General features: G+C 60.5%; 19 protein-coding genes. 7 read left to right on the top strand and 12 right to left on the bottom strand.

The window, feature by feature from the left end:
- Positions 1 to 115: 115 nt before the first annotated feature.
- The 7 genes from ykgO to gyrA all read right to left on the bottom strand — a co-directional run bounded on the left by ykgO (position 116) and on the right by gyrA (position 10,173).
- Positions 116 to 259, bottom strand: coding sequence for a type B 50S ribosomal protein L36 (gene ykgO, locus ACXMYO_RS04175; RefSeq protein WP_086901426.1), 144 nt, complete (start codon positions 257 to 259; stop codon positions 116 to 118).
- Positions 260 to 406: 147 nt separating this feature from the next.
- Positions 407 to 2,083 (bottom strand): 30S ribosomal protein S1, encoded by a 1,677-nt coding sequence (rpsA, locus tag ACXMYO_RS04170; RefSeq protein ID WP_438767055.1) that lies wholly within the window; start codon positions 2,081 to 2,083, stop codon positions 407 to 409.
- 182 nt (positions 2,084 to 2,265) lie between these two features.
- A complete protein-coding gene (gene cmk / locus ACXMYO_RS04165) occupies positions 2,266 to 2,961 on the bottom strand; it encodes a (d)CMP kinase (RefSeq protein ID WP_438767053.1) in 696 nt (231 codons plus the stop codon).
- Positions 2,958 to 5,207 (bottom strand): bifunctional prephenate dehydrogenase/3-phosphoshikimate 1-carboxyvinyltransferase, encoded by a 2,250-nt coding sequence (locus tag ACXMYO_RS04160; protein WP_457807901.1) that lies wholly within the window; start codon positions 5,205 to 5,207, stop codon positions 2,958 to 2,960. Before ACXMYO_RS04160 ends, cmk begins: the two co-directional genes overlap by 4 nt.
- Positions 5,204 to 6,322, bottom strand: a complete 1,119-nt coding sequence (gene pheA, locus ACXMYO_RS04155) for a prephenate dehydratase (protein WP_438767049.1) — start codon at positions 6,320 to 6,322, stop codon at positions 5,204 to 5,206. Before pheA ends, ACXMYO_RS04160 begins: the two co-directional genes overlap by 4 nt.
- Positions 6,323 to 6,327: 5 nt before the next feature.
- Positions 6,328 to 7,407, bottom strand: coding sequence for a 3-phosphoserine/phosphohydroxythreonine transaminase (serC, locus tag ACXMYO_RS04150; RefSeq protein ID WP_457807900.1), 1,080 nt, complete (start codon positions 7,405 to 7,407; stop codon positions 6,328 to 6,330).
- A gap of 60 nt (positions 7,408 to 7,467) precedes the next feature.
- Positions 7,468 to 10,173 carry a DNA gyrase subunit A gene (gyrA, locus tag ACXMYO_RS04145; RefSeq protein WP_457807899.1) on the bottom strand — a complete coding sequence of 902 codons (2,706 nt, stop codon included), beginning with the start codon at positions 10,171 to 10,173 and terminating at the stop codon, positions 7,468 to 7,470.
- Positions 10,174 to 10,522: 349 nt separating this feature from the next.
- Between gyrA and ACXMYO_RS04140 the strand changes: the two genes are divergently transcribed.
- Both ACXMYO_RS04140 and ACXMYO_RS04135 read left to right on the top strand, forming a co-directional pair.
- Complete coding sequence (locus tag ACXMYO_RS04140; protein ID WP_457807898.1) at positions 10,523 to 11,449, top strand: recombination-associated protein RdgC; 927 nt, start codon at positions 10,523 to 10,525, stop codon at positions 11,447 to 11,449.
- Between the two features lie 29 nt (positions 11,450 to 11,478).
- Positions 11,479 to 12,651: a 1-acyl-sn-glycerol-3-phosphate acyltransferase gene (locus tag ACXMYO_RS04135; protein ID WP_457809471.1), complete on the top strand. Its 1,173-nt coding sequence runs from the start codon at positions 11,479 to 11,481 to the stop codon at positions 12,649 to 12,651.
- A 74-nt stretch (positions 12,652 to 12,725) separates the two neighbouring features.
- Here the strand turns inward: ACXMYO_RS04135 and ACXMYO_RS04130 are convergent, their stop codons facing one another.
- Both ACXMYO_RS04130 and ACXMYO_RS04125 read right to left on the bottom strand, forming a co-directional pair.
- Positions 12,726 to 14,210, bottom strand: a complete 1,485-nt coding sequence (locus ACXMYO_RS04130; RefSeq protein ID WP_438767040.1) for a potassium transporter TrkG — start codon at positions 14,208 to 14,210, stop codon at positions 12,726 to 12,728.
- 108 nt (positions 14,211 to 14,318) lie between these two features.
- Entirely contained in the window at positions 14,319 to 14,753 is a 435-nt protein-coding gene (locus ACXMYO_RS04125; protein WP_457807897.1) for a pilin, read from the bottom strand.
- 188 nt (positions 14,754 to 14,941) lie between these two features.
- On the opposite strand from ACXMYO_RS04125, the gene pilB reads away from it, so the two are divergent.
- From pilB to ACXMYO_RS04100, 5 genes are all read left to right on the top strand, one after another.
- A complete protein-coding gene (pilB, locus tag ACXMYO_RS04120; protein WP_457807896.1) occupies positions 14,942 to 16,675 on the top strand; it encodes a type IV-A pilus assembly ATPase PilB in 1,734 nt (577 codons plus the stop codon).
- Between the two features lie 8 nt (positions 16,676 to 16,683).
- Positions 16,684 to 17,925 (top strand): type II secretion system F family protein, encoded by a 1,242-nt coding sequence (locus ACXMYO_RS04115; RefSeq protein WP_457807895.1) that lies wholly within the window; start codon positions 16,684 to 16,686, stop codon positions 17,923 to 17,925.
- Between the two features lie 10 nt (positions 17,926 to 17,935).
- Entirely contained in the window at positions 17,936 to 18,781 is an 846-nt protein-coding gene (locus ACXMYO_RS04110; RefSeq protein ID WP_457807894.1) for a prepilin peptidase, read from the top strand.
- Between the two features lie 64 nt (positions 18,782 to 18,845).
- Entirely contained in the window at positions 18,846 to 19,457 is a 612-nt protein-coding gene (coaE, locus tag ACXMYO_RS04105; protein ID WP_457807893.1) for a dephospho-CoA kinase, read from the top strand.
- Positions 19,450 to 19,668 carry a DNA gyrase inhibitor YacG gene (locus tag ACXMYO_RS04100; protein WP_457807892.1) on the top strand — a complete coding sequence of 73 codons (219 nt, stop codon included), beginning with the start codon at positions 19,450 to 19,452 and terminating at the stop codon, positions 19,666 to 19,668. Before coaE ends, ACXMYO_RS04100 begins: the two co-directional genes overlap by 8 nt.
- Positions 19,669 to 19,758: 90 nt before the next feature.
- Here ACXMYO_RS04100 and ACXMYO_RS04095 read toward each other — a convergent pair whose 3' ends face one another.
- The 3 genes from ACXMYO_RS04095 to secA all read right to left on the bottom strand — a co-directional run bounded on the left by ACXMYO_RS04095 (position 19,759) and on the right by secA (position 24,837).
- Entirely contained in the window at positions 19,759 to 20,703 is a 945-nt protein-coding gene (locus ACXMYO_RS04095) for a Nudix family hydrolase (RefSeq protein WP_438767026.1), read from the bottom strand.
- A 102-nt stretch (positions 20,704 to 20,805) separates the two neighbouring features.
- Positions 20,806 to 22,014 (bottom strand): bifunctional glutamate N-acetyltransferase/amino-acid acetyltransferase ArgJ, encoded by a 1,209-nt coding sequence (argJ, locus tag ACXMYO_RS04090; RefSeq protein ID WP_457807891.1) that lies wholly within the window; start codon positions 22,012 to 22,014, stop codon positions 20,806 to 20,808.
- Positions 22,015 to 22,089: 75 nt separating this feature from the next.
- Positions 22,090 to 24,837, bottom strand: coding sequence for a preprotein translocase subunit SecA (secA, locus tag ACXMYO_RS04085; RefSeq protein WP_457807890.1), 2,748 nt, complete (start codon positions 24,835 to 24,837; stop codon positions 22,090 to 22,092).
- Between the last annotated feature and the right edge of the window lie 238 nt (positions 24,838 to 25,075).

Genomic DNA, 25,075 nt, shown 5'->3' with positions numbered 1-25,075 from the left:
TGGATGGGCCTTTTTATTCGGCGCTTTTGATTGCACGACGTAAAAAAGGCCCCCGATGATGCATCGGGGGCCTTTTCGCGTCGATACCCGAGGGTATCCGATCATGCCTTCGGCATTAACGCTTGGGCTTCGGACGGCCCTGAACGGCCTTGAAGCGCGGGTTGGACTTGCAGATAACGTAAACGCGACCGCGGCGCTTAACGACCTGGCAATCCTTGTGGCGAGTCTTGGCTGACTTGAGTGAGCTGACGACCTGCATGCTACCTCCGTCTCCCTGAATCATCAGGGGCGATTAAATCCGTGATTTCAACGTTGTCGCCAGCAGGATCGATCCTGCTGACGACAAGGTCATTCATGTGCCTGAACATACATCGATGGCCATCCAGTGACGGCTACCGGCGTGTTATCAGTCCTGATTCATCTGCTGCTTGATCAGGTCACCGATCGTGGTCGGACCGGAAGTCTCGGTCTCCTGCTCACGCATGTTGCGCATGTTCTGACGCGTCTCGTCCTGATCCTTGGCGCGAATGGACAGGTTGATGACGCGGTTTTTGCGATCAACGCCCACGATGCGTGCTTCAACGCTATCGCCTTCATTGATCACGGTACGGGCGTCTTCAACGCGGTCATTGCTGATCTCGGCAGCCTTGAGCACGGCGATGACGTCAGTTGCCAGCTCGACATAGGCTTCGCGGGCATCAACTTCAGTGACACGGCCGGATACCAGCGCGCCCTTGTCATTGACGGCCAGATACTCGGACATCGGGTCGCTTTCAAGCTGCTTGATACCCAGCGAGATGCGCTCACGTTCCGGATCGATCGACAGGATGACAGCCTCTGCTTCTTCACCCTTGCGATAGCGGCGAACGGCTTCTTCACCGGTTTCGTTCCAGGAGATGTCGGACAGGTGCACCAGACCATCGATGCTGCCGTCCAGACCGATGAAGATACCGAAGTCGGTGATCGACTTGATGGTACCGGAGACACGGTCGCCCTTGGCAAAGCGCGAGCTGAAGTCTTCCCACGGATTGGACGTGCACTGCTTGATGCCCAGCGAAATACGACGACGCTCTTCGTCGATATCCAGCACCATGACTTCGACATCGTCACCGACCTGAACCACCTTGGATGGATGGATGTTCTTGTTGGTCCAGTCCATTTCGGAGACGTGAACCAGACCTTCAACACCCTCTTCCAGCTCGGCAAAGCAGCCGTAGTCGGTCAGATTGGTCACGCGTGCGTTGACCTTGGTGCCTTCAGGATAACGATTCTTGATGTTGACCCACGGATCTTCGCCCAGCTGCTTGAGACCCAGCGATACGCGATTGCGCTCACGGTCAAACTTCAGCACCTTGACATTGATCTCGTCACCGACAGCCACGATTTCGCTCGGATGCTTGATACGCTTCCAGGCCATATCGGTGATGTGGAGCAGGCCGTCAACGCCGCCCAGATCAACGAAAGCGCCGTAATCGGTCAGGTTCTTGACGATACCATTGATCTGCTGGCCTTCCTGCAGTGTCGCGAGCAGCGCTTCACGCTCGGCACTGTTTTCGGCTTCAAGCACGGCACGACGGGAAACGACAACGTTGTTGCGCTTCGCATCAAGCTTGATGACCTTGAAGTCGAGTTCCTTGTTCTCCAGGTGCGCGGTATCGCGAACCGGACGGACATCGACGAGCGAGCCCGGGAGGAAGGCACGGATGGAATTGACATCGACGGTGAAACCGCCCTTGACCTTTCCGTTGATCACGCCCTTGACGACTTCGTTTTCCTCGAAGGCTGCTTCCAGTTCCTTCCAGGCTTCGGCACGCTTGGCCTTTTCGCGAGACAGGCGCGTCTCACCGAAACCGTCTTCCACGGCTTCCAGCGCAACCTTGACTTCATCGCCGACACTGATGGTCAGTTCACCGTTGTCGCTACGAAACTGTGCCGCAGGGATCTGCCCTTCGGACTTCAGCCCGGCGTTGACAGTGATCCAGTCACCTTCAATGTCCACCACGGTCGCCATGACAATGGCACCGGGTTCCATGTTGATGTCCTGAAGAGACTGTTCAAACAGTTCTGCAAAGCTTTCGCTCATGGTATTCCTATAGTGATCAACAAAAAGCAACCAGGACGGCTGCATTCTCCACGCCACCAGCAAGCGCGGGCCAATGACAAACTCCCCGGGGACGTTAACGCTGGTTAGACGTGGCAGGGTTTACAGGTGTTGACCGCTGCCACCCCATGACGTCTTGCCGGGGCCTCCGGAAATTCAGGCGCTCATTGCGGGCTTTTCAAACCACGCAGGGAGAGAAGTGCTTCAATGTGTGCCACGACATCCGGGATCGAAAGCTCGGTCGTGTCGATGGTGACCGCATCTTCGGCAGGCTTTAATGGCGCCACCGTTCGCTGCATGTCACGCGCGTCCCGAGCCTCTATCTCCTTTAAAAGGCTCGAAAGGCTAGCATGTTGCCCGGCCTCTCGCAACTGATCATGGCGTCTTCTTGCCCGTTCCTCGGCACTGGCGGTCAAAAAGATCTTGAGCGGGGCGTCGGGGAATACCACGGTGCCCATGTCACGACCATCGGCCACCAGCCCCGGCATTTTGGCAAATTCGCGCTGACGCGCCAGTAGCGCATCACGTACGCCGGTAATCGATGCGACCTGCGAGGCGCACCCGCCTACATGCTCATTGCGAATGTCGGTGCTGACGTCCTCGCCTTCCAGCATGATGCGCGTATGCTCGCCCTCGCTGACAAAAACCACATCCAGCTCACGTGCCACCGACTCAAGTGCGGCGGCATCGGTCATGTCGATATCACGACGCATGGCCGCCAGCGCCGTAAGACGGTAAAGCGCGCCGGAATCCAGCAGATGCCAGCCCAGATCCTGAGCCACCAGACGACTGATGGTGCCCTTGCCGGCGCCGCCCGGCCCATCAATGGCGATGACGGCGGTCTCGATTTGCTGAGTCATGCGCCCTCCGAAACGGCCTCGACCTGCATGCCGACGTCACCGGCCAGGGCAGGAAAATCGGGAAACGAGGTTGCCACGTTGGCGCAGTCAAGGATGGTGATATCCCCTTCAGCGCGCAGGGCAGCCACTGTAAAGGCCATGGCAATGCGGTGATCACCCAGGCTTTCGACCTCTCCGCCCTGATAGCGACCGCCCACGATATCGATACCGTCCTCCACTACGGTATTGACCACGCCCAGCACGTCAAGGCCGTCGGCCATGGCCTTGATGCGATCGGACTCCTTGACCCGCAGCTCCAGCGCGTCGCGCAGGCGCGTGGTACCGCGCGCATTGGCAGCGGCGATAAAGAGGACCGGAAACTCGTCAATGGCCAGCGGCACTTGATCGGCCGGAATATCGATGCCGTGAAGCTCGGCGTGGCGCACGCGAATATCAGCGACCGGCTCGCCGCTGACCTTGCGCTCGTTGAGCAGCTCGATGCTGGCGCCCATCTCGCGAAGGATATTAATGACGCCGATGCGGGTCGGATTGATCCCGACATGCTCAAGCGTCAGATCCGCGCCCGGAGTAATGGACGCCGCGACCAGAAAGAAGGCTGCCGAGGAGATATCTGCCGGCACGTCGATAAACCCGCCCGTGAGGCTGCCGCCGCCTTCAATGTGAGCGACGTCCTCGTGACGCGTGACCGGGTAGCCAAAAGCGGTGAGCATGCGCTCGGTGTGATCGCGGGTCGGCGCCGGCTCACGTACCCGGGTATCCCCGGTGGCGTACATGCCGGCCAGCAGCAGGCACGACTTGACCTGGGCACTGGCCATGGGAAGATCGTAATCGATACCGGCCAGGCGCTGGCCACCGCGCACGGTCAGCGGCGGCCGCCCGCCTTCTCCGGTATCGATGACAGCGCCCATCAGCCGCAGCGGGTCAGCCACACGCCCCATCGGGCGACGATTGAGAGAATCATCTCCGGTCAGGGTAACGTCAAATGCCTGGCCGGCCATGAGCCCGGCAAACAGACGCATGCTGGTACCGGAGTTGCCCAGATACAGCGCCCCTTTCGGCTGCTTCAGCCCGTAAAGGCCGACACCGTGGATGACCACACGACCGGCCTGGGGGCCTTCAATCCCCACGCCCATTTCACGAAAGGCCTGAAGCGTGGCGAGGCTGTCCTCGCCTTCGAGAAAGCCCTCGACGGTCGTGACGCCTTCGGCCAGCGCACCCAGCATGATGGAGCGATGCGACATCGACTTGTCGCCGGGCACGCGAATGCTGCCCCTGACCTGACCGCCGGCGCTTGCACGGTACATAACGTTTCTGGTTTCCATGACCTGATAGCTCTTCTGGCTGAGTAATCTGTCGAAATAATGACGCGCGTGGCTCGCGCGGGAAAAGATGCCCAGCATGGCATCGCCGTCACTGTCTGCCACGGCAGTGCGAAGCTCGGTGACGCCGGCTTCGAACTCGGCAAGCGCCTCAAGGACAGCTTCCCGATTGGCAAGGTAAATGTCGCGCCACATGACCGGATCACTACCGGCGATGCGGGTAAAATCACGAAAGCCGCCGGCGGCGTAGCGAAAGATATCCAGTCGGTCGTCCTGACGTGCCAGCGTATCGACCAGTGAAAAGGCCAGCAGGTGCGGCAGGTGGCTGGTACGGGCCAGCACCTCATCGTGGCGCTCGACCGTCAATCGTTCGATGTAGGCGCCACAGGTACGCCACAGACACTCGATGCGACGCAGCGCTTCCGGGTCGGTATCGGCTTCGGGCGTGACGATAACGCGATGACGCTGATAAAGCGTCGGATTGGCCGCCTCGACGCCGCTTTTTTCGGCGCCGGCAATGGGATGCCCCAGCACCAGCCAGCTCGGCACCCGACCCAACGCCGCCCGGATCTGGTCACGAATGGCCGTTTTGGTGCTGCCCACATCGGTGACGACCTGACCATGACGGCGCAGCCGGCTCAGCTGCGCCATGACCGGTGCAATGGCCATGACCGGCACGGCTAGCACAATCAGTGAGACGTGCGGCAAAAAGGCCGCCGCGTCCGGGCCGCCGTCATCGATCAGCCCCATGCGCCGCCCCAGCGAGACCTCATTGGGATTGAGGTCAACGCCATAGCAGCGCCCGGCATAACCGGCATCACGCAGAGCCGCCAGCAGCGAACCACCGATCAACCCCAGCCCGACCACCAGGATACCGGACTCCTCTGACAACACGGACGGCGGCTTCGAAATGCCCTGCTCGCTCAAAGCACACCCACCGGATAGGACCCCAGCACCCGGACATCGGCGGCGCGCAGCCGCACTTCTTCAAGCGCGGCCTGCACCCGCTGCTCCTCCTGATGCCCCTTGAAATCGATAAAGAAGACATAGTTCCAGAGACCGTGCCGTGAAGGCCGGCTCTCTAGGCGCGTCATGTCAACGTGATGGCGATGGAAGGGTTCAAGCAGGTCGTGCAGGGCACCGGGCTGGTTGCGCATGGAGGCCACCAGCGACGTCTTGTCTTCACCGCTTTGCGGCACATCGTGATTGCCGATGATCAAAAAGCGCGTCGAGTTGTCCGGCATGTCCTCGATCTTTTCCTCGAGGCGCTCAAGGCCGTAAAGCCGTGCCGCCATGTCACCGGCAATGGCCGCGGTGTGCCACTCGCTTTTGACCCGGCGCGCCGCTTCGGCGTTGGAGGAAACGGCCACACGCTCGGCATGCGGATAGTGGGCATCCAGCCACTTGCGACACTGCGCCAGTGACTGCGAATGGGAATAAATGCGCGACACCTTGTCCCGACGCGTGTTGCTGCCCACCAGCAGATGGTGATGAATGCGCAGCACCACCTCGCCACAGATACGCAGTGACGTATCCATGAAGGAGTCCAGCGTATGGTTGACCACGCCTTCGGTCGAGTTCTCTACCGGCACCACGCCGTAATGGGCCGCACCGGCTTCCACCTCACGAAACACTTCATCAATGGCCGGCAGCGGCATGCAGATGGCACTATCGCCAAAATGCTTGAGCGCCGCCTGCTGGGTGAAAGTCCCTTCCGGGCCGAGATAGGCGGCCCGTACCGGTTTTTCCAGCGCCAGACACGCCGACATGATTTCCCGGAACAGGCGCGCCATCTCCTCGCCGGGCAGCGGCCCCTGATTAAGCGCCATGATGCGCTTGAGGACCTGAGCTTCGCGCTCGGGGCGATAAAACAGTGCCTCGGGGTCTTCGGCGAGCTTGACGTGTGCCACCTGCTGGGCACAGGCCGCACGCTCGCTGATCAGATCAAGAATCTGCTGATCCAGCGTATCGATACGATCGCGCAGGGCGCCAAGGTCCACGTCCTGACCGCTGTTGTCATGGGATGAAGGCTGATCCGTCATGTGTTCTACCCGTAGCGACGTTCAAAGTCCTGCATGAAGGACACCAGTCGATCAACGCCCTCTTCCGGCATGGCGTTATAAAGGCTGGCACGCATACCGCCCACGCTGCGATGTCCCTTGAGCGTCAAAAGACCCGCGGCTTCGGATTCGGCAAGAAACGTTTTGTTGAGCGACTCATCACCGAGTACGAAAGGCACATTGGTCAGTGAACGGTTGGCCGCAGCGATCGGATTGGAATAAAAGCCGCTGGTATCGATGGCGTCATAAAGCTTTTGCGCCTTGCGACGGTTAATCTTCTCGATGGCATCTACCCCGCCCTGGGCCTTGAGCCACTCAAAGACCAGCCCCGAGAGATACCAGGCATAGGTCGCCGGCGTATTGAGCATGGATCCGTTGTCGGCAAACGACTTCCAGTTGAGCATGGACGGCGTTTCCCGACGAGCGCGATCCAGCAGGTCATTGCGCACGATCACAATGACAATGCCGGCCGGACCGATATTTTTCTGCGCCCCGGCATAGATCACGCCGAATTTCGAGACATCCACCGAACGCGACAGAATCGAGGAGGACATGTCACAGACCAGCGGCGCCTCGACTTGTGGCACGTAATCCATCTGCAGCCCGCCGATGGTTTCGTTGTCACAGTAGTGCAGATAGGCGGCATCACTGGACAGCGCAAGTGCCTCCTGACCGGGCACGGCGGTATAACCGTTGCTCTCGGCCGAGGCTACCAGATGCGCTTCGCTCAGATGCCGGCCTTCCTTCAGCGCTTTCTGCGACCAGATACCGGTATCCAGATAGTTGCCACGACCGCCCTGCCCCAGCAGGTTAAACGGCACACACCCGAACTGCTGCGTGGCCCCACCCTGCATAAACAGCACGCTGTAATTGTCCGGCACCTGCATCAACTCACGCAGATTGGCCTCGGCGCGTTCTGCCACAGAAATAAAGGCGTCACTGCGATGGCTCATTTCCATGACGGAAAGGCCACGTCCTTCAAAATCGAGCATCTCATCACGTGCACGTTCAAGCACGGCGGTGGGCAGCGTGGCTGGGCCGGAACAGAAGTTGAAATGTCGGGTCATGTCAGGTCTCGACAGGCTTGAAAAAATAACGGCGCCTTTCCATGAAAGGCGCCGATGGTTCTAGTCTTCGCGTGCCGACTCGGCATCGCCGTCATCAAGGGTGTCCGGGGCCTGTCCGGTCTCTTCGGTCAGGGCCTCGTCATCCTCGACCAGCGCGTCATCCTCGGCTTCCAGCTCGTCAAGACGCACCGTGGACACCAGGCTTTCGCCCTTGACGGTACGAATCAGGGTGACGCCCTGAGTGTTACGCGAACTGATGGAGACCTCGCTGACACGAGTACGGACCAGCGTGCCGCGATCGGAGATCATCATCATCTCGTCGCTTTCACCCACCTGGATGGCGGCGACCAGCGCGCCGTTACGGGCCGTGGTCTGCATGGCAATCACACCCTGACCGCCTCGTCCGCGCAGCGGGAACTCCTCGAGCCGGGTTCGCTTGCCGTAGCCGTTGATCGACGCCGTCAGGATATAGCACTGACCTTCGCTGATCTGACTGGCTTCCACTTCGGTTTCATCGTCGGCGCTGTCATCGATGGTCGTCGTGCTGGGAATGATCAGGCTGATGACACGGGCATCGCCCAACAAACGCATGCCGCGCACACCACGCGCCGTACGGCCCATGGCGCGCACGTCGTTTTCGTCAAAGCGGATCGCCTTGCCGTTGGAGGACAGCAAAATGGCATGATCGCTGCCCGACGTAATGGCAGCACCTACCAGACGATCGCCTTCATCCAGATCCAGCGCGATCAGACCGGCACTGCGCGGACGCGAGAACTGATCCAGCGTCGTACGCTTGACCGTGCCGTTGGCGGTAGCAAAGAAGATGTAGCTGTCGTCGCGATACTCTTTTACCGGCAGGATCGCGGTGATCCACTCGCCTTCATCCAGCGACAGCAGATTGACCAGCGGTCGGCCACGCGAGCCGCGCGAAGCCTGTGGCATCTCGTAGACCTTGAGCCAGTAGACCTTGCCGCGATCGGAGAACAGCAGCACGGTGTCATGGGTCGAGGCCACCAGCAGATGTTCGATGACGTCCTCATCCTTCATGCTGGTCGCCGACTTGCCGCGTCCGCCACGCTTCTGGGCCTGATAGTCGGACAGCGGCTGGGTCTTGGCATAGCCGCTGCGGGAAATGGTGACCACCATGTCCTCGGCCGCGATCAGATCCTCCATCGTGAGATCACGACGGCTGTTCTGAATCTCGGTGCGCCGCTTGTCGCGGTACTGATCGCGTACGGCTTCCAGCTCTTCGCGAATCACTTCCATCAGACGATCGGCGGAGGAAAGAATCCGGGTCAGCTCGGCGATGGTATCAAGAATGCCCTTGTACTCATCGAGCAGCTTTTCGGTCTCAAGCCCGGTCAAACGGTGCAGACGCAACTCCAGAATGGCCTGGGCCTGAGCGGCAGAGAGCTGGTAGCGGCCGCGGTCGTCCGACAGACCACAGCTCTCTTCGATGTCGTCGGGCTTGCAGGACGTGGCGCCGGCGCGGTCCAGCATGTCGATGACCTGGCCCGGCTGCCAATCACGCGCGATCAGCTTTTCCTTCGCCTCGGCCGCATTGGGCGAGGCCTTGATCAGCTCGATCACTTCATCAATGTTGGAGATTGCAACCGTCAGGCCTTCAAGAATGTGGCCACGCTCTTTTGCCTTTTTCAGCTCATAGAGCGTGCGACGGGTCACCACCTCACGGCGATGGCGAACAAAGGCTTCCAGCAGCTGCTTGAGATTGAGCGTTTTGGGCTGGCCGCCTTCCAGCGCCACTACGTTGATCCCGAACACGGTCTCAAGCTGGGTCTGGGAAAAGAGGTTGTTGACCACCACATCGCCGGACTCGCCGCGGCGGGTCTCGATGACAACACGCAGGCCGTCCTTGTCGGACTCATCGCGCAGCTCGGCGATACCTTCGATGCGCTTTTCCTTGACCAGCTCGGCGATCTTTTCGATCAGACGCGCCTTGTTGACCTGGTAGGGAAGCTCGGTCACGACGATATGATCGCGGCCGGTACGCTCATCGTGCTCGACGGTATGACGGGCGCGCACGTGAATGCGGCCGCGACCGGTACGATAGGCGTCCAGAATGCCGGCACGACCGTTAATGATGCCGGCGGTCGGAAAGTCCGGGCCGGGGATATACTCCATCAGCTCATCAACGCTAAGCGTATGGTCCTCGATCAGCGCCAGACAGCCGTCGATGACCTCGCCCATGTTGTGCGGCGGCACGTTGGTCGCCATGCCCACTGCAATGCCGGAGGCACCGTTGACCAGCAGATTGGGAACACGCGTTGGCAGCACCTCGGGAATACGCTCGGTGCCGTCATAGTTGTCGACCCAGTCGACCGTGTCCTTTTCCAGATCCGAGAGCAGCTCATGCGACAGTCGTGCCATGCGCACTTCGGTATAACGCATGGCGGCGGCACTATCGCCGTCGATCGAGCCGAAGTTGCCCTGTCCATCCACCAGCATGTAGCGCATGGAGAAGTCCTGGGCCATGCGCACGATGGTGTCGTACACGGCGCTGTCACCGTGCGGGTGATACTTACCGATGACATCACCGACAACACGCGCCGATTTCAGATAGGACTTGTTCCAGTCGTTGCGCAGTTCATGCATGGCATACAGCACGCGGCGGTGTACCGGCTTGAGCCCGTCCCTGACATCGGGCAGCGCTCGACCGATGATGACGCTCATCGCGTAATCAAGGTACGACTGCTTCAGCTCGTCCTCGATATTGACTGGCAGAATCTCTCTGGCGATCTCACCCATGGGTCGTCAAATCCTGGTCCTGTTCAAGAAGCCCTGCTGCCTGAACGCCCCGGCCGCAGGGGCCGGGGAGCGTTCAGACGCGAACACCCGTAATGCAATCACGACGCACACGTGATCGCGCACGAATGATCCAATTGGTTGGCCCGGATTGTACCACAGCCCCACCGCTCTCCGGCAGACAGTGATGCAATCCGGCGGTGATTCAGGCACCTGCCAACAAAGGCCCTGTCACGCCTGGTACGAACGTCTGTCCTTGTCGGATAGTCCAGGAGTACGTCATCAGGACATGCCAGCGCTGGCACCCGCGCCTGCCATTCGACATAATGTGCGCCTTCAAGGAAAGGACGCTATGTGGTTCAAGCATTTACAACTTTATCGCCTGCTCGATGAGCACGACTGGTCACTGGATCAGCTCACCCAAGCCCTCGACACCTACCGCTTTCAACCGGTAACCGAGACTCAGGCCCGGCGCGTGGGCTGGACAGCGCCCGCCGGACGCCATGGCAACCAACTGGTGCATGAAGTTCAGGGCCATCGGCTGATGACGCTGTTGCGTCAGGAGCGGCTGTTGCCCAGCGCCGTGGTCAAGGAAACGCTCGAGGAGCGTGTCGAGGCATTGACCGCGCAGCAGGGCTATCCGCCCGGCCGACGAGACAAGCTGGCGCTCAAGGAGCGCATTGTCGAGGAGCTGCTGCCACGCGCCTTTACCCGCACCACGCGCACGGATCTGTGGTGGGATACAAAGCGCGGACTGATCGGTATCAATGCCTCGAGCGCCAAACGCGCCGAGGAGATCCTCGACGTGCTGCGTGAATCGCTCGGCTCGCTCAAGGTGATTCCGCTGGCACCGCAAACGCCGGCCGGACGTACCATGACCACCTGGCTGACCGACCCGGCCACCCGCCCTGAAGGCATGGTACTGGGCGATCAGATCGAGCTTCGCGCCAAGGGCGATGACGGCATCCTGCGTGCCCGCAGCATCGACCCGGACGGTGAAGAGGTGCGCATGTCACTGGATGTGGGCCGCCAGGCCAGCAAGCTGGCACTGAACATCGAAGAGCAGATGTCGCTGGTACTCCAGGAAGACATGTCGATCAAATCGATCCGCTTTGCCGATGCCGTGCTCAAGGAGATCGACGACACCGAAAGCGGTGACGACCCCGTCCTGCAGATGGAGACCGAGTTCGCGCTCATGGCCCATGTGCTGGGTGACACTGCCGAGCGGCTGATGCAGTGGCTGGGTGGCGAAGCGACAACGGCCCCTGCATCACCATGAATCAGACGTCGGACGACCCGGACAACGAGATGCCCGCCGCCCCGGATGCGCTGCCACCTGCGAACGACTTCGAAGCCATTCGTCCCTACAACGACGATGAAGTGGTCACGACGCTGGCCCGGCTGGTCCGCAATGATGAATTCATTGACACCATTACGCGTTACCGGCTGCCCCGACTGGCCCGTTATGCGCCACGCGTGGCACGCGCGCTGGCACGTCACGGGCTCAAGCGTGCCGTGCGCAACATCCACACGGTCGGTGATTTTCAAAATCACATTTCCCATTACATGGCGCGCATGATCCAGAACACGACCAGCACCTTCAGCGTGGAGGGTCTGGAGCATCTGGATCATCAAAGGGCCTATCTTTTCATCGGCAACCACCGCGACATTGCCCTTGACCCGGCGTTTGTCAATTACGCGCTCTATCACAGCGGGCGCAGCACCGTGCGCATCGCCATTGGCGACAATCTGCTGCAAAAGCCCTACGTGACCGATCTCATGCGGCTCAACAAGAGCTTTATCGTGCCCCGTTCGGCGCGCGGCAAGCGGGCGATGCTGGCCGCCTATCAGCAGCTGTCCAACTACATTCGCCACTCCATTGTTGAAGACAACCATCCGATCTGGCTGGCCCAGCGCGAAGGCCGGGCCAAAAACGGCGTGGATCGCACCGACAGCGCGATCGTCAAGATGCTGGGCATGGCCCGGCGCATGAAGGACAAGGACGCCCCGGTCAGCGACACTATTGCCGAGCTGCGGATCGTGCCGGTGTCGATCAGCTACGAATTCGATCCCTGCGATCAGCAAAAGGCACGCGAGCTCAAGGCGCGCAACGACGGCGTGGCCTATGAAAAGATCGCCTACGAAGACATTCTCTCCATCGCTGCCGGCATTACCGGGGACAAGGGGCGTGTCAGGCTGGTGTTTGGTACGCCGCTCGGGAACGATCAGGGCAGCTACGACAGCGCCGCCCAGGAAATTGACCGCCAGGTACTGGAAAACTACACGCTCTTTCCCAGCCACTATCTGGCGCTGGAAGCCACCGGCCACGCCCCGGAGCTTGTCGACACCCGCGATATCACACCGGCGGATCGACAGACCTTCAAAAAGCGCCTTGAACAGGTGCCCGAAGAGCTTCGCCCCTGGTGGCTGTGTCAGTACGCCAACCCCGTGCTCAACCGGGCCGGCCGCGAGCCGCTCTAGCACCAGGCTGGAGGGCGCCCGAGCCGGCAGGGTTCAGGGGCGCGCCCTGTATCGAGGGCGCGAGACGGGATTGGCTACTTACGCCAGAAGGTCGGTGTCAAAAGCACCAGCACGGTCAGGATTTCCAGACGCCCCATCAGCATGCCGATGCTCAGCATCCACTTGGCCGCATCCGGCAGCGGCGCAAAGTTGCCCGCCGGGCCGATCACGTCACCGATGCCCGGACCGACGTTGGCCACAGCCGACGCGGCACCGGAAAGCGCCGTAATCAGATCCAGCCCCATCAGCGACAGGCCCAGCGCCAGCACCGCGACGGTAAAGAAAAAGAAAAACGAAAAGGCGATAACGCCACGGATCTGATCCTCGGTCAGCACACGTCCGTTATAGCGCTGCACAAAAACCCCGTTGGCATGTACCAGATAGCGCAGCTGATTGACCAGCATGATCAACCCCACCTGAAAGCGAAACACCTTCATGCCCCCGCTGGTCGACCCGGAACAGCCGCCCACGAAAGTCAGATAGAAAAAGGCCGCCGCCGACAGCGGGCCCCATACCGTATAGTCATCCGTGGCATAGCCGGTGGTCGTGACCACCGAGACCACGTTGAAGGCCACCTGCGTGAGCGCATCGAAAAACTCCATGCCGCGTACCACCCGATACAGGGTCAGCAATGCGATGACCACCACCAGCAGTGCCAACAGCCCCCTAACCTGCTGATCCTTCCAGAGCACGCCCGAGCGCTCGCGCGCCATGCGAATGTAGAGCACAAAGGGCAGCGCCCCGGTCAGCATGGAGAGAATGCTCAACCAGAGAATGACGGGATTGTCGGCGTACTGACCGAAGGAGGCGTCGTAGTTGGCAAAACCACCTGTGGCGACCGAAGTCATGCCGTGTACCACGGCGTCCAGCGGCAGCATACCGGCCAGCCAGTAACTGATGATCGAAACGATCGTGAAACCGACATACACCAGCCCGATCGCCTTGGCGACCGTGCCGGCACGGGGCAGTACCTTGTCCGACCAGTCGGAGGACTCGGTCTGAAAAAGGCGCATGCCGCCCACGCGCAAAAACGGCAGTACCGCGATCGCCATAACGATGATCCCGACCCCGCCGACCCACTGCATCAGGCCGCGCCAGAGCTTGAGGCCATCGGAGAGATGCTCGATGCCCACCAGCACTGTCGCCCCGGTGGTCGTAATGGCCGAGACCGACTCGAACACCGCATCGGCCATCGACAGGCGCGGCGCCCCGAACTGCATGGGCAGGCTGGAAAAGGCCGACATCACTACCCAGCTGGAGGTGGTCAGGATAAACATCTGTCGCGGGCGCAGCTCGATCTGCACCCCCCAGGTCAGCAGTATCACCCCGACGGCCGTACCGAAGGTGACTGCAAAGGCCCAGAGAAACGGCCACATCTGACCGTCGCGCTCGATCATCAGCAGAAACAGAGGGATCAGCATGAAAATCGACAGGACCAGCAGCAGCATGGCCAGGATACGCAGAATGGGGCCCATTCCGGCCGGGTTACGGAAAAGCGGCAGGCGCAGCATGCATTGCATCCAGAATGATCAACAGGTGCGCGCTACTATAGCGGTTCGGGAAAGGTGGTGCAGCCGGGAAGGCGGATAAAAACAAAAGCCGGCGCGAGGCCGGCTTTTTGAAAATTGTTAAGTTAATGCAGCTGTGCAACCTTTGGGACGATTTGCCTCAGGAACGTTCGTCTTGCAACTCCAGTCGCCCTTTTCACTACGAGTTAAATCAATCCGGTTGCCATTATTGGCGCCCGATACAAAAGTATAAGTCATGGTGACAGCACCGGTTCGCTTGGTGCTGTCTGTGGAACCAGTAATAGAAATTTTACCCAATGCATCACCATCAACGCTGTTATTGATGCCCAGTTCTGTTTCATCAACTGTACGACCTGTCAGTACTTTTTCCTCAACTGCCGTCTGATATCCCCTTAGTGAAGCAAGTCCTGTCGCCGCCTCGGACCTTGCCACATAGTCCTGATAGCGCGGCACGGCAATGGCCGCCAGTACACCGATGATGGCGACCACGATCATCAGCTCGATCAACGTAAAACCACCCTGCCTGCCTGCCATTGACGTGTCCCTTTCAATTAAATGCATGTGTTCCCGCTTGATGGGCAGGATAACGGTATATTTTGCGCCCTGCTGCTGGATGACGCACAGCCCTTAACGACAAACGCGCCGGGAACTTTAGAGAAATGAACGCCCGCCGATAACGTGAGGCAAGTCACCTCTTCCTTTGATCCTATGGACTCGCGTGCATGTCGGATGCCCTTACTCAGCTCTCTGCCAACCCCTTGCGAAGCCTCGCCCATCAGCTGGTCGAGGATGGCCTGCTGGAAGCCGATCAGGCCCTGGCACTTGAGCAGCAGGCCCACCGGGAAAAGCGCGCGCTGCTCAGGCTGATCATTGAAGAGACCGGGGTGTCACAGCACGATGCGATCCAGAGTGCCGGCTGGGCCTTCGGACTCGGCTGCGTCGATCTGGACGCCATTGCCGTAGCACGCCTGCCGCCGCTGCAGGGCCTGCCGGAAGCCATGATCCGCCGGCTGGGCGCCCTGCCTTTAATACGTGAAGAGCGCTGCTTGACCGTGGCGGTGGATGACCCTTCCCGGCTACCCGTGCTGGATGAGCTTCAGTTCGCCATCGGCATGAGCGTGGAGGGTGTGCTGGCACCGGCCGATCAACTCGCCGCCAGGCTCGAGCAGTATCTGGAAATACACGGTGAAGGGGCACTGGCGCTACTGGAAGGCCAGAACGCCATCGAGACCCTGGCGCTCGAAGAAGGCGATCTCAAGGATCACGACGAGGACGCCTCCTTTCAGTCCAGTGACGACGCCCCGGTGGTGCGCTTCGTCAAGCAGATCCTGCTCGATGGCATTCGCCGCGGCGCCTCGGATATTCATTTCGAGCCTTTCGATGAGAGCTTTCGCATTCGCTTTCGCATCGACGGCATTCTCATGGAAGCCTCGCGCCCACCGGCACAGCTTCGTCAGCGCATTGCGGCACGCATCAAGGTGATGGCAAAGCTCGATATCTCCGAGCGGCGCCTGCCTCAGGATGGCAGCCTGCGCCTGAAGCTGTCGGCAGGGCGCCACGTCGAGTTTCGCGTCAACACCCTGCCGACGCTGTTTGGCGAAAAGATCGTCATGCGCCTGCTGGACCCGAACAGCGCGCGCATGGGGATCGATGCGCTGGGCTTTACGCCGGCGCAGCGCAGCGTCTTCGAGCAGGCCATCGCCCGCCCTCAGGGCATGATTCTGGCTACCGGCCCGACCGGCAGCGGCAAGACCGTCACGCTTTATACTGCGCTCAATCTGCTCAATACCGAGGCGCGCAACATTGCCACGGCCGAGGATCCGGTCGAAATCAAGCTTGAAGGCATCAACCAGGTCAACGTGCGCCCCAACATCGGGTTTGACTTCGCCGCCGCCCTGCGCGCCTTTTTGCGTCAGGACCCCGACGTGGTGATGGTGGGCGAGATTCGCGATCTGGAAACGGCAGAAGTGGCGATCAAGGCCGCCCAGACCGGTCATCTGGTGCTGTCAACGCTGCACACCAATTCGGCCGCCGAAACCCTGACCCGACTGGGCAACATGGGCGTGGCCGGGTTCAACATTGCCACGTCCATCAGTTTGATCATCGCTCAGCGACTGGCGCGCCGACTGTGCGAACGCTGCCGCCAGCCGGTGACCCTGCCTCGTGACGTACTCAAGCATCAGGGCCTTGAAGACGATGAAATCGACCGGGCCACGCTGTATCAGGCGGTGGGCTGTGAACACTGTACTCACGGCTTTCGCGGGCGCGTAGGCATCTACGAAATGGTGCCGATCTCATCGACCATGAGCCAACTGATCATGCAGGACGCCGGCGCCATGGCACTGGCGGAGCAGGCAAAGCGCGAAGGCCATCACGACCTGCGCCGCAGCGGCCTCCACAAGGTACTGGCAGGGCTGACCACGCTGGAAGAGCTCAACCGGATCATTCAGGAGTAATCATCATTATGGCCGCTTCTGCCCTGCCAAAACGCTCATCCACCTCTTCAGGCGAGGCCACTACCTTTCGCTGGCTGGGCAAAAACGCCCGCGGCGAGCGGGTCAGAGGCGAGATGCACGGCGTCAGCGAGTACGATATTCGCCGCCAGCTCTCGTCGCAGGGCATTATCGTGACCCGGCTGATCCGCAAGCGCTCCCTGCCCGGCATGGGGCATCGCATCCGGGGGCAGGACATCACGCTGTTTGCCCGGCAGATGGCCACCATGATCCGTGCCGGCGTGCCGCTGCTGCAGTCTCTGGAGTCGGTCGCCAGTGGCACCAATCGCCCGGCGCTGCGCCATTTCATCGAAACGCTCAAGCATGACGTTTCCAGCGGCATGAGCTTTTCCCGGGCACTGGCGGCGCACCCGCGCCATATTGATCAGCTGTTCGTCCATCTGATCGAGGCCGGCGAACAGGCCGGCGCCCTTGATCGCATGCTTGATCGTGTGGCTACCAACAAGGAGCGTCTTGATCATCTCAGGGCACGCGTTCGCAAGGCGCTGTATTACCCTGCCGCCGTAGTGGCCGTGGGCATCGGGGTAACGGCCCTTTTGTTGATCAAGGTCGTGCCGCAGTTTGAAAGCATGTTCGCAAGCTTTGGTGCCGAACTGCCGGCCCCGACCCGAATCACCATTGCGCTGTCGGAAGCCGCCCAGCGACTCTGGTGGCAGGTTTTGCTGGCAGCCATGGCCATCGGGTGGGTCACACGCCGCATGCTGAAACGCTCACCGGCACTGGCATTTCAGGCCAGCCGACTGGTGCTCAGGCTTCCGATCATCGGGCCGGTCATTGAACGGGCTGCCATCGCACGTTTTTCCAGAACGCTGGCCACGACCTTTGCCGCCGGCGTCCCTCTGATGTCGGCGCTGGAAACGGCCGGCGGCGTCTGCGGTAATCTGGTGTTCGAGCAGGCCATCGAGCGGGTTCGTCAGGACGTCAGCGCCGGTCAGCAGCTTCATTTTGCCATGCGCACTACCGGTCTTTTCACCTCCATGGCCGTTCAGATGGTCGCCATCGGTGAGGAGTCCGGCGCGCTGGAATCCATGCTGAATCGGGTCGCCGATTTTTATGACGCCGAGGTCGAAAGCCGGGTCGATACACTGACCACCCTGATGGAACCCTTGATTATCGTGGTACTCGGCGCCCTGGTCGGTGGGGTGGTGGTCTCGATGTATCTGCCCGTGTTTGATCTCGGCAGCGCCATATAGGAGCCTCGACATGACCGACCCCCTTTTGCTGTCCATCGTGGCGCTGCTGGCGCTGGCGCTGGGAAGCTTTCTCAATGTTGTGATTGCCCGGCTGCCCGTGATGCTGTCACAGCAGTGGACCCGAGAGGCGCATCAGATACTGACCCTGACGCCGCCTACTCAGACGAGATGCAACCTGCTGGTACCGCGCTCTCGCTGCCCGGAATGCGATGCCGCCATTGCCTGGCACGACAATCTGCCGCTGGTGGGATATTTCAAACGCCGCGGGCGCTGCGCACAGTGTCGATGTCGCATCAGCGTGCAGTACCCGCTGGTCGAGGCGGGAAGCCTTTCGCTGGTGCTCTGGGTCGTGTGGCACCATGGTTTGACGCTGACCGGCCTTGCGCTGGCGCTTGCCTGCCTGACGCTGCTGGCGCTGGCCGTCATTGACTGGCGCACGATGCTGCTGCCGGATGTGCTGACCCTGCCTTTGCTGTGGGGCGGGCTGCTGTACCAGCTGGCGAATCACTCTGACAGACTGGCCGAAGCCGTTGCGGGTGCTGCGGTCGGCTACATCATTGCCTGGGGGTTTTACTGGTTTTTCAAACTTGCCACGGGCAAGGAGGGGCTGGGCAGAGGCGATTTCAAGCTGCTGGCCGCGCTGGGCGCCTGGTGTGGCTGGCAGACCCTGCCTCTGATTCTGGTCCTCTCGGCCACGACCGGCGCCGTTATCGGTATTGTGCTGCAGCTGTTTCTGCCTCGCCTGCGAGGCGCGCCCATGCCCTTTGGCCCCTTCCTGAGTGCGGCGGGCATGCTGGTGCTGCTGGGAGGTGATAGGGTAATCGGACTATATTACGCCGCCATTGGCCTTTCCTGAATCCAGTCATCATGCACACACTTTTCGCCCCCGGGCATTACAACGATTATCTGTGGGAGCTTTCATGCTGATTATCGGCCTGACCGGGGGCATCGCCGCCGGCAAGACCACCATTGCCGAGGCTTTCGCGCGGCGCGGCGCGGGCTGGGTTGATGTGGATCATCTGGCCCGCGAGGTGGTCATGCCGGGTGAGCCCGCGCTGGCAGACATTCGCGAGCGCTTTGGCGACGCTGTCATGACCGAGCAGGGCGAGCTCAACCGGGCTGCCCTGCGCCAGATCATTTTTGATGATGCCAGCGCCCGCCACGACCTTGAGGCCATCACGCATCCGCGTATTCGCGAAAGGCTGATACAGCGTCTTGAAACCCTGACAGGGCCCTATGCCCTTTTGGTGTCACCGCTGCTGCTGGAGACCGATCAGCATCAGCTGGTCAACCGGATTCTGGTCATTGATGTGCCGCCACAGGAGCAGATCCGAAGGACCTGCGAGCGCGACGGCGTGTCCGAGGTGCAGGCACGCGCGATCGTGGATGCCCAGATGTCCCGCAATCGGCGACTTGCCAGCGCCGACGACGTTATCGACAATGTCGGCAGCTTTCACGTCGTCGATGCCCGAATCGACCGGCTTGATCTTTTTTATCGCCAGCTTGCCAGTCAGTACAACGCCCATGAATGATAAGAGCCAGACCCCCGTAGTGCCCTGCCCTCAGTGCAGCAAGCGACTTTACTGGACCAGTGACAACCCCTGGCGCCCGTTTTGCTCCCAACGCTGCAAGACGCTTGACCTGGGCGCCTGGGCCGACGAGTCGCACCGCATTGCCGGCGAGCCCGCCATGGACGATGCCAGCCTTGACGAGCTCATGAACCGTATCGAGCGCGGCGACTAGCCGCCTCTGTCCACCGACCGCGCGCCGGTCATCCATGAACGCAAAAGGGCCACCCCGGCGGGGTGGCCCTTTTTTGCGCAAAGGATCCGATCAGCGCCAGAACTCACGTATCGAGGCAACCCCCTGCGCCCCCACGGCACGCGCCCGGTCACCATCGTCACGCGAGGTGCCGCCCAGGGCGTATACCGGCATGGTGACCTCTTCAACCATCTGCTGCAGATCGTGCCAGCCGATGGTAATGGCACCCGGATGGCTGGGCGTTTCACGCACCGGCGACAGCGTTACGAAGTCACAGCCGAGTCGCTGAGCCTGCGCAAGCTGCTCGTCATTGTGCGTGGAAGCCGCCAGCCACTTGTCCTCTTCGACGGGCCGGTGCGTCAGTGCCATCAGTTCACGACTGGGCAGATGCAGCCCGTCGGCCCCCACGGCCCTGAAGGTTTCCAGCGAGCAGTTGAGAATCAGTGACGCGCCATGCTCGCGGCACTTTACCAGCGCTCGCTCGGCGCGGGCTCGGTAAGCACTCTCATCAAGATCATGGGCACGCAGCTGTACCAGCTTGATGTCATCTTCTACCAGCGCGCGCTCAAGCCGGCGATCAAACGCTGCCTCATCGTCGGCCTCTCCCGTGATCAGATAATCATGGGGCAAAATGACGGCGCGAATAATGGGGCCGTTGGCCGCGGGGAAGGCATAGCGGCCCAGATCACCGGGATTGACCCAGCGTACGGCCTGGCCTTCACGGCCCCAGGGCTCGCCCTCGAAATCGTGCGTTTCCCAGACATCGAGCAGAATATGCTTGTCGGGATACTCATGATGCACACGAATCAGCGGCTGGGCGCGCTGGATGCTGATGCCAAGCTCTTCGCGCAGCTCACGGCGCAGCGCTTCAAGCCCGGTTTCGTAAGGGGCCAGCTTGCCGCCGGGGAATTCCCACAGTCCGCCCTGATCGGCAATCGACGGCCGCCGTGCAATCAGTACCTGGCCCTGATCGTTGAAAATGGCCGCAGCGGCGACATGTACCCTTCTTTTCGGCATGCTGTCATGACCTTTCATGATGCGTGAATATCAATCGGTAAAGGGGATGGCACGGCGCTGCCACCCCAAGGCTTAATGGCGTCAGTGCACTCGTGGTGCGCGTCAGCTGCGGTAATCGGCGTTGATGGAGACATAGTCATGGGAAAGATCCGATGTCCAGACCTGCTCTCGCGAGGTACCACGCCCCAGGTAAATCGTGATAATGATCTCTTCTTCGGCCATGACGGCCGCACCGGCTTCTTCGCGGTACTCCTGGGCGCGGCCTCCCTGGCGGGCAATGGTGACGCCATTGATGTCGATTGCCACCTGGCTGACATCAAAATCACTGATAGGTACCTTGCCGACCGCCATCAGTAGACGCCCCCAGTTGGCATCGCTGGCATAAAGTGCGGTCTTGACCAGCGGCGAGTGAGCAACGCTGAAAGCCACCGCCAGCGCTTCATCAACGCTGGCCGCCTCTTCAATAGTGACCGTGACGAATTTGGTGGCCCCTTCACCATCGCGCACGATGGCCTGAGCCAGCGTCAGCAATACGTCATCCAGCGCCATGGCAAACTGCGCCAGCGCCTCGTCACTCTCAAGAGCCGCCCCACGCCCCGTGGCCACCAGCGTGCAGGCATCGTTGGTGGACGTGTCGGAATCGATGGTGATGCGATTAAAGCTGCGATCGACACTGTTGCGCAGCAGTGTCTGCAGCGTGTCATGCTTGATTGCGGCATCGGTGGCCACAAAGGCCAGCATGGTCGCCATGTTGGGACAGATCATCCCGGCGCCCTTGGAAATGCCGTTGATGGTAACCGGCTGACCATCGATCGTGATTGTACGCGTTGCCCCCTTGGGGCGCGTATCGGTGGTCATGATACCTTCAGCCGCGGCCTGCCACTGCGTCTCATCCAGCGAGGTCAGCGCCTCATCCAGGCCATTGCGTATCCGCTCGACCGGCAGCGGTTCTCCGATGACACCGGTAGAAAAGGGCAATACCTGCTCCGGTAGCTGACCGGTTCGTTCGGCAAGCGCCGCACAGCAGGCCAGAGCGTCCTGCATGCCCGGCTCTCCGGTACCGGCATTGGCATTGCCGGTATTGATCAGAAGATAGCGCGGCGCGCCGTCTGCCAGATGCCGCCGCGCCACGTGCACAGGCGCAGCGCAAAAGGCATTGCGGGTAAAAGTGGCGGCCACATGACTGCCTTCAGCCAGTTCAAAAATGACCAGATCACGTCGATCTGCTTTTTTGATACCGGCCCGGGCAGTGCCCAGTCGCAGCCCCTCGATGCGAGGCATATCGGGAAAATGCGCGTTACCTACGGCCATGACCATTGCCCTTTGCTGTTCATGTTGTCTACCCGGCACCCAAACGGCAGCCGGGCAGCGCGGCTCTGCCAGTAATTACCTGTCGAGACTGCCGTGACAGTGCTTGTACTTTTTGCCCGAGCCGCACGGACAGATATCGTTACGCCCGACCTTTGGTTCCTCACGGCGTACGGTGGGATTTTGCACGGCCTCGGCCGCAGCGACGGCTTCTTCGCTGACTTCCGGCGCCGGCACATCCTCATGAGCCACATCGGTGCGCGTCATCTCGCTGGCCTGCTGTTCACGCTCCAGATTTTCCCGACGCTCGCGCTCAAGCGTTTCGGGGTCCGCCTGCTGGCGCACCTGAACGTGACTGAGAATGCGCACCACATCGGATTTGATGTTGTGCAAAAGCGTCTGAAACAGCTCGAAGGACTCGCGCTTGTATTCCTGCTTGGGGTTTTTCTGCGCATAACCCCGCAGATGGATACCGCGACGCAGGTGATCCATCGACTGAAGGTGCTCCTTCCAGCGGGTATCCAGCACCTGGAGCATGACCTGCTTTTCAAAGCGGCGCATGGTCTCGTCACCCACGCTTTCCTCTTTTTTCGCCCAAGCCTGACGCAGCTGCTCATGGAGACGTTCGCGCAGCATCTCTTCGTGAAAGTTCTCGTCCTCGCGCGCCCATGTCGTCACCGGTGCCTCAAGGTTGAACTCCTGACGCAGATGCTCTTCAAGACCGGACAGATCCCACTGTTCGGCCAGACTCTGAGGTGGCACGTAGCTTGAGATGGCGTGATCCAGCATTTCGACACGCAGCCCCTGGACGTTGTCGGAAACGTTGTCCGACGCCAGAATCTCATCGCGCTGCTCATAGACAACGCGACGCTGATCGTTGGCCACGTCATCATATTCCAGCAGCTGCTTGCGCATGTCGAAGTTGCGACCTTCGACCTTGCGCTGGGCGCGCTCCACGGCGTTGCTGACCATCTTGTGCTCGATGGCCTCGCCCTTTTCAAGCCCCAGTACGCCCATCATCTTCTGCACGCGCTCGGAACCGAACAGGCGCATCAGGTTGTCTTCCAGCGACAGGAAAAAGCGGGTGGAGCCCGGGTCACCCTGACGGCCGGAACGTCCGCGCAGCTGATTGTCGATACGTCGTGATTCATGACGTTCGGTACCGATCACGTGCAGACCGCCCGCCTCGATGACCGCGTCATGACGCTTTCTCCATTCGACCCTGACGGCCTCAATGGCGGCATCGTTCGGTTGATCGAGCGCGGCCACCTCGGACTCCCAGTTACCGCCGAGCATGATGTCGGTACCACGGCCGGCCATATTGGTCGCGATGGTCACCGATGCCGGACGGCCGGCCTGAGCGATGATCTCTGCTTCTCGATCGTGCTGCTTGGCGTTGAGCACGTTGTGAGCCAGCTGCTGCTTGCGCATCATCTCCGAGAGCACCTCGGAGCTTTCGATCGAGGCCGTACCGACCAGAACCGGCCGGCCTTCAGCCTGCTTCACCTTGATGTCTTCAATGATGGCCTCGAACTTTTCCTGGGTCGTCATGAAGACCAGGTCGTTGAGGTCCTTTCGCGCTCGCGGCTTGTTGGTCGGGATGACCAGTACGTCCAGATCATAGATTTCACGAAACTCGAAGGCTTCGGTATCGGCCGTACCGGTCATGCCCGAGAGCTTGTCGTAGAGACGGAAGTAATTCTGGAAGGTCGTGGAGGCCAGTGTCTGACTCTCCTTTTGAACTTCCACGTTTTCCTTGGCCTCGACGGCCTGGTGAAGACCTTCCGACCAGCGCCGTCCGTGCATGGTACGCCCGGTGTGCTCATCGACGATGATGACCTCACCCTTGTCGACCACGTAATCCACGTCACGATGGAAAAGATGCTTGGCCCTGAGCGCGGCGCTGACGTGGTGCAGCAGGCCGAGATTGTGCGCAGCGTAAAGCGAGTCTTCGTCGGGCAAAAGGTTTGCCTGACGAAGAATGTTTTCGATCTCGTTGTGGCCGCGCTCGGTCAGTTCGATCTGCTTTTGCTTTTCATCGATGATGAAATCGCCGGTTTCGGGATCTTCGGAATCCTCGCAGGGCGCAAGCGGTGCCACCAGCTGATGGATGGTGCGATAGATATCGACGTTTTCATCCACGGGCCCTGAAATGATCAGCGGCGTGCGCGCCTCGTCAATCAGGATCGAGTCGACCTCATCGATGATGGCGTAGTTGAGCCGGCGCTGGACCTTTTCGTTTTGTGAAAAGGCCATGTTATCGCGCAGATAATCAAAGCCGTATTCGTTGTTGGTGCCATAGGTGATGTCGCAGGCATAGGCATTGCGCTTGTCCCGCGGCTGTTGCCCGGAGTAGATAACGCCCACGGACAGACCCAGAAATTCATACAGCGGGCGCATCCAATCGGCATCACGTCGCGCCAGGTAGTCGTTGACCGTGACCACGTGCACACCCAGCCCGGGCAGCGCATTAAGATAAACCGCGAGCGTGGCCACCAGCGTTTTGCCCTCGCCGGTTTTCATCTCGGCAATACGGCCCTCGTTAAGCGCCATGCCGCCAATCATCTGAACGTCGAACTGGCGCATGCCCATGACGCGTTGAGTCGCTTCACGCACGGTGGCAAAGGCTTCAGGCAGCAGCTTGTCGAGCGCCTCGCCGCCGGCGAGGCGCTCGCGAAACCGGGCGGTCTGCTGCTGCAGTGCCTGATCATCAAGAGCGCTGACGGACTCTTCCAGCGCATTGATTTTTGTAACGGCCTTGCGTAAGCGTCTGACTTCACGGTCGTTCTTGCTGCCGACCATCTTGCGTAACAGCGTATTCAGCATCTCTTTATCCTGTGTCGTCGTGTCATGTCATTTATCAAATTCAACGACACGTCGAAGGCGGGCCGCGGCGCGACAGCACGTCATGACCCGTTGGCATGCCGATCCAGGGCCGAACGGGCAACACTGTGCACGCGATACAAAGCAGCGTCACCGGCAGGCACCAAAAGCGCAATACCAGGCGTCTGAGACGGTAGCGACGACGAGACTCGGCGCGAATATGCTCTGGCGAATGAAAGCA

This window comes from Kushneria sp. EE4, assembly GCF_977968315.1.
Note: the sequence above shows the minus strand (reverse complement) of the source record. Positions and strands in the feature narration are given on the sequence as shown.